Here is a 6897-nt window from a genome sequence, read left to right as displayed (position 1 = left end):
TCTCGTCGCTCGACGCGGCACCGCTGACCTGCGCCGGCGTGACGACGTACAAGGCGATCAAGGTCGCCCGCGTCACGCCGGCCGAACGGGTGGCGGTGTTCGGCATCGGTGGGCTGGGCCACCTGGCGGTGCAGTACGCCCGGATCGTCGGCGGCCTGGTCAGCGCCGTCGACATCGACAAGGCGAAGCTGGACCTGGCCGAGGAACTCGGGGCGGACCAACTGGTGAACGCGGCGGAAGCCGACCCAGCCGAAGCGATCCAGCAGGTCGGTGGCGCGGACGTGGCGGTCGTGCTGGCGGCCTCGCCGAAGGTGTTCGCGCAGGCCTACCAGTCACTGCGCAGGGGCGGCCGGATGGTGATGGTCGGTCTGCCCGGTGACAACGCCAGCGTGGATGTGCCGATCTTCCAGACTGTGCTCGGCGGACTTTCGGTGGTCGGCTCCATCGTCGGCACCCGGCAGGACCTCGCCGAGGTCTTCGCGCTGCACGCCGCCGGCCGGACGAAGGTCGTCGCGGAGGGTCGCGAGCTCGCCGACGTGAACATCTGCTTCGAGGACATCCTTGCCGGCCGGGTGCCGGCCCGGCTGGTGTTCCAGTTCTGAGGACGAAGAAGGAGTGCTCACGATGACCGCGACAACGGTCGGTGTGGTGAAGGAGCGCGCACCCGGCGAACGCCGGGTGGCGCTGGTGCCGGACTCCGTCAAGCGAGTCCGGTCCGCGGGCATGGAGGTGCTGGTCGAGACCGGCGCCGGCGCGCGGGCATGGTTCCCCGACGAGGCGTACGTGGCCGCGGGTGCCGCGGTCGTTTCGGCGCGCGAGCTGTACGAGCGTTCCGGCGTCTTGCTGTGCGTCGGTCCACCCGAAGAGCACGCCGGCTGGTCGACGCGTCCCGGACAGGTCCTGCTCGGGATGCTCGACGCCCAGCGGCATCCGGGCCTCGTGGGCCGTTGGGCGGAGCGTGGCGTCACGGCGGTGAGCCTGGACCTGATCCCGCGTACCTTGAGCCGCGCACAGGGCATGGACGCCCTGACCTCGCAGGCCAACGTCGCGGGGTACCGTGCGGCCGTGCTCGCGGCCGCCACGTACGGCGGCTACTTCCCCATGCTGATGACGGCGGCCGGAACGGTCAAGCCGGCCACGGTCCTCGTCCTCGGCGCCGGCGTGGCCGGGCTGCAGGCGATCGGCACCGCACGCCGGCTCGGTGCGGTGGTCACGGCCTACGACGTCCGGCCCGAGTCCAAGGCGGAAGCCGAGTCGCTGGGCGCGCACTTCCTCGACCTGGCGGGCCCCGGCGGGACTGCCGTGTCGGGCTCCGGCACGGGCGGGTACGCGAGGGAGCTCACTGCCGGCGAGCGCGAAGCTCAGCAGGGACAGTTGAACCAGCGGATTGCCCGCTTCGACGTGGTGATCACGACCGCGCAGGTGCCAGGCAGCCGGCCACCGGTTCTGGTGACCGCACAGGCGCTGGACCGCATGCGGCCCGGCTCGGTCGTGGTCGACCTCGCGGCGAGCGCCCTGGGCGGGAACGTCGAGGGATCAGTGCCTGACCGGACCGTCGTGCTCGGCACGGGGGTGACGGTGATCGGTGCCGGAAACCTCCCGTCCGGCATGGCGCCGGCGGCGTCCACCGCCTACGCCCGAAACGTCACCAGCCTGCTGGAGCACCTGGCACCAGCCGGCGTCCCGGTGATCGATCTGGCGGATGAGATCCAGGCGAGCATCGTCGTCACCCATGCCGGTTCGGTGGTCAACCCCGCGGTCGCCGCTCTGGTGCGCGGTGAAGCGCTGTCTGGAGGAGTCCTATGAGTACGGACCTGTTCGTCGCCGTCACGGTGTTCGTTCTGAGCGTGCTGGTCGGGTTCGAGGTGATCAGCAAGGTCCCCGCCACACTGCACACGCCGCTGATGTCAGGAGCGAACTCCATCCACGGCATCGTCGTGATCGGCGCGATGCTGATCGCCGCTACCGCCGACAACCTGGTGGGCTACGTGCTCGCCTTCGCCGCCGTCGCGTTCGGCGCGGCCAACGTCGTCGGCGGCTACGTGGTCACCGACCGCATGCTGCACATGTTCCGGGCCCGGCCTGCCGGCGACCGGAAGGAGATCGGGTCATGAGTGCGGTCGAAACCGTTGTCCGGTACCTCCTTCTCGCCGCGGCGGCCTGCTTCGTCCTCGGCCTGCACCTGATGAACTCTCCGGCCACCGCCCGGCGCGGGAACCTGCTCTCCGCCGGCGCGATGGCGACGGCCGTGGCCGCGACGGTCGTGCTGCTTCTTGAGCAGGGCGTGATCACACCGACCGGGTGGATGGTTCTGGTGTCGGCCGCGGCGGTCGGATCGCTGGCCGGGTTGTACGCCGCGCGCCGGGTCCAGATGACCGCGATGCCACAACTGGTCAGCCTGTTCAACGCGGTCGGCGGTGGAGCGGCGGCGCTACTGGCCGTGTCCCATCTCACCGAGGCGCCTGCCGGCACACTGGGCGGACGGGTCGCGGTGCCGGCCGCGCTGGACATCGTCATCGGGGCCGTGACGTTCTCCGGATCGCTCGTGGCGGCCGGAAAGCTGCAGGGCCTGGTGCCGAGCCGGCCGATCGTCTTCCGTGGCGCGCGGATGGCGAATCTTCTTCTGGCGCTGGCCTTCGGCGTCGGTGCGGCCTGGCTGGTCGCCTCGCCGAGCTCGATCGCGGCCGTGCTGCTGCTCGCCGTCGCGGCGCTGGCGTTCGGGGTGACGATGGTGCTGCCGATCGGTGGCGCGGACATGCCGGTGGTCATCTCACTGCTGAACGCGTTCACGGGAACTGCCGTGGCGATGGCGGGCTTCGTCCTCGACGAGACGGCGCTGATCATCGCCGGCGCCCTGGTGGGCGCGTCCGGTGGCATCCTCACCAAGCTGATGGCCGACGCCATGAACCGGTCGATCCCCAACATCATCGTGGGCGGGTTCGGAACCGGCGACGCGGCTGCCGCCGTCAGCTCGGGCGCCGCCGTTCGCGCGGTCTCGGCCGACGACGTGGCGATCCAGCTCGCGTACGCCGCCAAGGTGATCATCGTGCCCGGCTACGGGCTCGCGGCGGCACACGCCCAGCACGCACTGGCAGAGCTCGCACGGGAGCTGGAGGAACACGGCGTCGAGGTGTCGTACGCGATCCACCCGGTGGCCGGGCGAATGCCAGGACACATGAACGTGCTGCTGGCCGAGGCGAACGTTCCGTACCCCCAGCTTCGGGAGATGGACGACATCAACCCCGAGTTCCCGCAAGCCGACGTCGCGCTCGTGATCGGTGCCAACGACGTCACCAACCCCGCCGCGCGGCGGCCGGGCAACGCCATCTCGGGCATGCCGATCCTCGACGTCGACAAGGCCAAGAGCGTCGTCGTCATCAAGCGCGGTATGGGACAGGGATACGCCGGCATCGACAACGAGCTCTACACCGACCCCAGGACCGGCATGTACTTCTCCGACGCCAAGCAGGCCGTCAGCACGCTGAAGGAGTCCGTGCAGGCACTCGTCGGCTAGGGGGTGACCGCAGACGGAGGGGCGCGCGGTTCGCGCGCCCCTCCGTCTGTGTGCGCTGTCGCCGTCAGACGACGCGATCGATCGGAATGGTGTGGACTTCCTTGGTTCCGTTGGTGATCGGGACCGTGATCTCGAGGATTCCGGCGTCGTAGCGTGCGGTCACCTTCGTCTCGTCGGCTCCTTCCGGGAGCTCGAGACGACGAGCGAAGCTTCCGTACCGGAACTCCGTGTGCCGGCGTTCGTGCTTCTCCTCGTGCCGCTCCGCCCGGATCGACAGAACGCCCGACAGCACCTGCAGCTTGATTTCCTTCTCGGGATCGAGCCCGGGCAGCTCGACCCGGATCACGTAGGTGTCGTCGGCGACATACTCCTCGACGCGAGGCGCCCGGGTGCCGAGCGCTGTCACGCTGAGCAGTCCGGGAAGCACCTCGCTGATGTCCAGCAGATCAGGGAAGTGCCTGTAGTCGCGCTTCGCAACTGTCGCCATGAGATTCCTTCCTCCTGTCCACGCTTCTCGCCTTGTCCTCCCAGTCCATCCGACCCGGCGCTGCCGCGGTAGAGGCGATCCTCCGAACCGGGTGCGTCCAGGTGACCCCTTCTCCGGGCTACGACTGCTGGATGTCGCGGCGGCGGAAGCCGGCGACGCCGATCGTGGTCAGCGCGGCGGTGATCGCGGTGAGCCAGATCAGTGGCTGCACCGACAGCTGGCCGCCCGGAAGCTTCGGTACGTGGGCGTACGGCGACAGATCGAGCACTGCCTGGTTCAGTTCGAACAGCGATCCGAACTCGCCGAGCAGGAGGAAGAACACCAGCAGCACCCAGGCGAGCGGCGTCCAGCGCGGCGCCACCCCGAAGAGCACTGCGACGATGCCCACCAGCACCCAGGCCGCGGGAACCTGGACCAGTGCGGCGCCCGCCACCCGTTCGAACGCGCCCGCCAGATCGCCGGTCTGCCCACCGTGTACGAGTCCGGCCGTCGCCCCCAGTACGACGACGATCCACGCCGTCCCGGCGAACGCGATGGCCAGGTGGGCAAGGGCCCACCTCCAGCGGGCGACCGAAGCACCGAGCACGGCCTCGGCGTACTGGTTCGACTCCTCCGAACGCAGCCGGAGTGAGGCCTGCACGCCGTAGGCCGAAGCCAGCACACCCATGAGTCCCAGGAACGCGGCGAAGAACGCGTCGGTCATCCCCTGGGCGCCACCCATCTGCACCACGATGTCCCTGAACGTCTCGTTGCCTTCCAGCATGTCGCCGAAGTCGGCTGCGATCGTTCCGATGATCACGCCACCGAAGGCGAATCCCAGCGTCCAGGCCAGCAACGTCGCGCGCTGCAGGCGCCAGGCGAGTGCCAGTGGCCCGCGCAACCAGCGGGCCAGACGCGCCGGGCCCGGCCTCGGCCTGATCAGTCCGGCGCCGAGGTCACGCCGGGTGGCCAGGACGTAGGCACCGCCCACCAGCACGATGACGAAGAAGAGCGGAAGCAGCAGCACCCAGAACCGGTCACCGGCGAACGGCCGGACCTGTACGCCCCACCCCGAGGGCGACACCCAGGCCAGCCATCCCGGCCCGGAGGTCTCCCCCACGGCACGCAACACGAAGGCCAGACCCATGAACGCCGCCGCGACGCCGTTCGACGCTCGGGCGTTCTCGGTGATCTGCGCGGCGACCGCTGCCACCGAAGCGTAGGAGCAGGCCACTCCGACCCACATCAACCCGAACGCCAGCGACCCACTCGCGGGCAGGCCGACGCCGATCAGGCCGAGCGCGACGAGCACGCCGATGAGGAGAATCGTGCCGAACGACACGACCAGCGCGGCCGTCAGCGCGGCGTACCGCCCGACAATCCCGGCGCCAACCAGCTCGAGCCGGCCTGCTTCCTCCTCGGAGCGAGTGTGCCGTGTGACGGTGAAGACAGCGAGCATGCCGAGGAACAACGCGTACAGCGCGATCATCTTGATCAGCGACACCGCGCCGAGCGACGTGACGTCGTAGACCTTGCCGTACAACGCGACCAGCGCCGGAGCGTTGTTGACCGCTTCGGCCGCCGTCACGCGGGACTGCTCGGTCGGGAACAGCTCTATGGACGCCTCGGCCGACCCCACCGCGATCCCCGCGAAGATGAGGATCCACACCGGCAGGACGATCCGGTCACGGCGCAGCGCGAGCCTGATCAGGGTGCCAGTGCCGCGTAGGTTCTGGGTCACGACGCCCTCCCGTTGGCCTGGTCGATCTCGTCGCGGTAGTGCCGCAGGAACAGCTCCTCGAGCGTCGGCGGCCGGCTGACCAGGCTGCGTACCCCCGCGTTCGTGAGCTGGGCCAGCACACCTCCGAGCTGGGGAGTGTCGACCTGGCACCGCACCTGCCTGTCGGTGATCACGAGCTCGTGTACGCCAGGAAGCGTCGCCAGGTTCGCCGGCACGCGCTCGACCTCGGCCTGGATCGCCGTTCGCGTGAGGTGGCGGAGATCTGCCAGCGTTCCGGTCTCCACCGCCTTACCGTTGCGGATGATCGTGACCCGATCGCACAGCGCCTCGACCTCCGACAGGATGTGGCTGGACAGCAGCACTGATCGCTCGCGCGCCTGCTCTTCCTCGATGGTCTGGCGGAACAACGCCTCCATCAGCGGATCGAGGCCGGCCGTCGGCTCGTCCAGGATCAGCAGCTCGACATCCGACGCCAGCGCCGCGATCAGGCCGACCTTCTGCTTGTTGCCGGTGGAGTACGTCCGGCCCTTCTTGGTCGGATCGAGGTCGAACCGCGCGACCAACTCGGCGCGGCGCTTCTCGTTCAGCCCGCCACGCAGTCGGCCGAGCAGGTCGATCACCTCGCCACCGGTCAGGTTCGGCCACAACCTCACATCGCCCGGAACATAGGCCACCCGGCGGTGCAGCTCGATGGCGTCGCGCCACGCGTCCTTGCCCAGCAGAGTCGCGGAGCCGGCATCCGCCCGCAGCAGACCCATGAGAATGCGGAGGGTCGTGGTCTTGCCCGCTCCGTTGGGACCGAGAAAGCCATGCACCTCGCCTGCCGTGACGCTGAGGTCGAGACCGTCCAGCGCCCGTGTCCGTCCGAAGTTCTTCACAGCTCCGGAGACCGAAACAGCGATCGTCATAGCCACCAACGCTACGCATCGTTCACTGATGTGTGAATTCCCTGAACGCCCGACCTCGACGGGTCACCCGGCCCGGTCCGCCTGGGCAGAAAGGCCACCCAACGTCGCAGGTCGCGCTGTCGGCGCGGTCACGGTCGCTCCCCCAAGGAGGCGGAAGGCCACTGACACTGAACGGGCCCAACGCCCCTGCCGGAACGCTCCCCGGGCCGATAGGACGGAGTCCTGGCCCGGACTGGCGCAGGAGCTTGACGGGAGGCGATGTGACGTG

7 protein-coding genes are annotated in these 6897 nt (G+C 69.4%); 4 read left to right on the top strand and 3 right to left on the bottom strand.

Going from position 1 to position 6897, the window contains the following annotated elements; translation table 11 throughout:
- The 4 genes from ACYVF6_RS38615 to ACYVF6_RS38600 all read left to right on the top strand — a co-directional run.
- Positions 1–602, top strand: a 602-nt coding sequence (locus tag ACYVF6_RS38615) for a zinc-binding dehydrogenase (RefSeq protein ID WP_460529156.1), incomplete at its 5' end; no start/stop codon positions are given.
- 22 nt (positions 603–624) lie between these two features.
- Positions 625–1806, top strand: a complete 1182-nt coding sequence (locus ACYVF6_RS38610) for an NAD(P) transhydrogenase subunit alpha (RefSeq protein ID WP_460529153.1) — start codon at positions 625–627, stop codon at positions 1804–1806.
- A complete protein-coding gene (locus tag ACYVF6_RS38605; RefSeq protein WP_460529150.1) occupies positions 1803–2114 on the top strand; it encodes an NAD(P) transhydrogenase subunit alpha part 2 in 312 nt (103 codons plus the stop codon). The genes ACYVF6_RS38610 and ACYVF6_RS38605 overlap by 4 nt, the downstream gene beginning before the upstream one ends.
- Positions 2111–3514, top strand: a complete 1404-nt coding sequence (locus ACYVF6_RS38600) for an NAD(P)(+) transhydrogenase (Re/Si-specific) subunit beta (protein ID WP_460529147.1) — start codon at positions 2111–2113, stop codon at positions 3512–3514. Before ACYVF6_RS38605 ends, ACYVF6_RS38600 begins: the two co-directional genes overlap by 4 nt.
- Before the next feature lie 64 nt (positions 3515–3578).
- Here the strand turns inward: ACYVF6_RS38600 and ACYVF6_RS38595 are convergent, their stop codons facing one another.
- From ACYVF6_RS38595 to ACYVF6_RS38585, 3 genes are all read right to left on the bottom strand, one after another.
- On the bottom strand, positions 3579–4001 hold the full coding sequence (locus tag ACYVF6_RS38595; RefSeq protein WP_460529144.1) for an Hsp20/alpha crystallin family protein: 423 nt from the start codon (positions 3999–4001) through the stop codon (positions 3579–3581).
- 118 nt (positions 4002–4119) lie between these two features.
- A complete protein-coding gene (locus ACYVF6_RS38590; protein ID WP_460529141.1) occupies positions 4120–5721 on the bottom strand; it encodes an ABC transporter permease in 1602 nt (533 codons plus the stop codon).
- Positions 5718–6629 (bottom strand): ABC transporter ATP-binding protein, encoded by a 912-nt coding sequence (locus ACYVF6_RS38585; RefSeq protein ID WP_460529138.1) that lies wholly within the window; start codon positions 6627–6629, stop codon positions 5718–5720. Before ACYVF6_RS38585 ends, ACYVF6_RS38590 begins: the two co-directional genes overlap by 4 nt.
- Positions 6630–6897: the final 268 nt, after the last annotated feature.

This window comes from Flindersiella endophytica, assembly GCF_054779015.1.
This window is presented reverse-complemented; position numbering and strand designations above follow the sequence as displayed.

Bases quoted from the DNA above. Each gene is read 5' to 3' on its own strand.
- ACYVF6_RS38600 (WP_460529147.1), top strand. From the start codon at position 2,111: ATGAGTGCGGTCGAAACCGTTGTCCGGTACCTCCTTCTCGCCGCGGCG.
- ACYVF6_RS38595 (WP_460529144.1), bottom strand. From the start codon at position 4,001: ATGGCGACAGTTGCGAAGCGCGACTACAGGCACTTCCCTGATCTGCTG.
- ACYVF6_RS38610 (WP_460529153.1), top strand. From the start codon at position 625: ATGACCGCGACAACGGTCGGTGTGGTGAAGGAGCGCGCACCCGGCGAA.
- ACYVF6_RS38585 (WP_460529138.1), bottom strand. From the start codon at position 6,629: ATGACGATCGCTGTTTCGGTCTCCGGAGCTGTGAAGAACTTCGGACGG.
- ACYVF6_RS38605 (WP_460529150.1), top strand. From the start codon at position 1,803: ATGAGTACGGACCTGTTCGTCGCCGTCACGGTGTTCGTTCTGAGCGTG.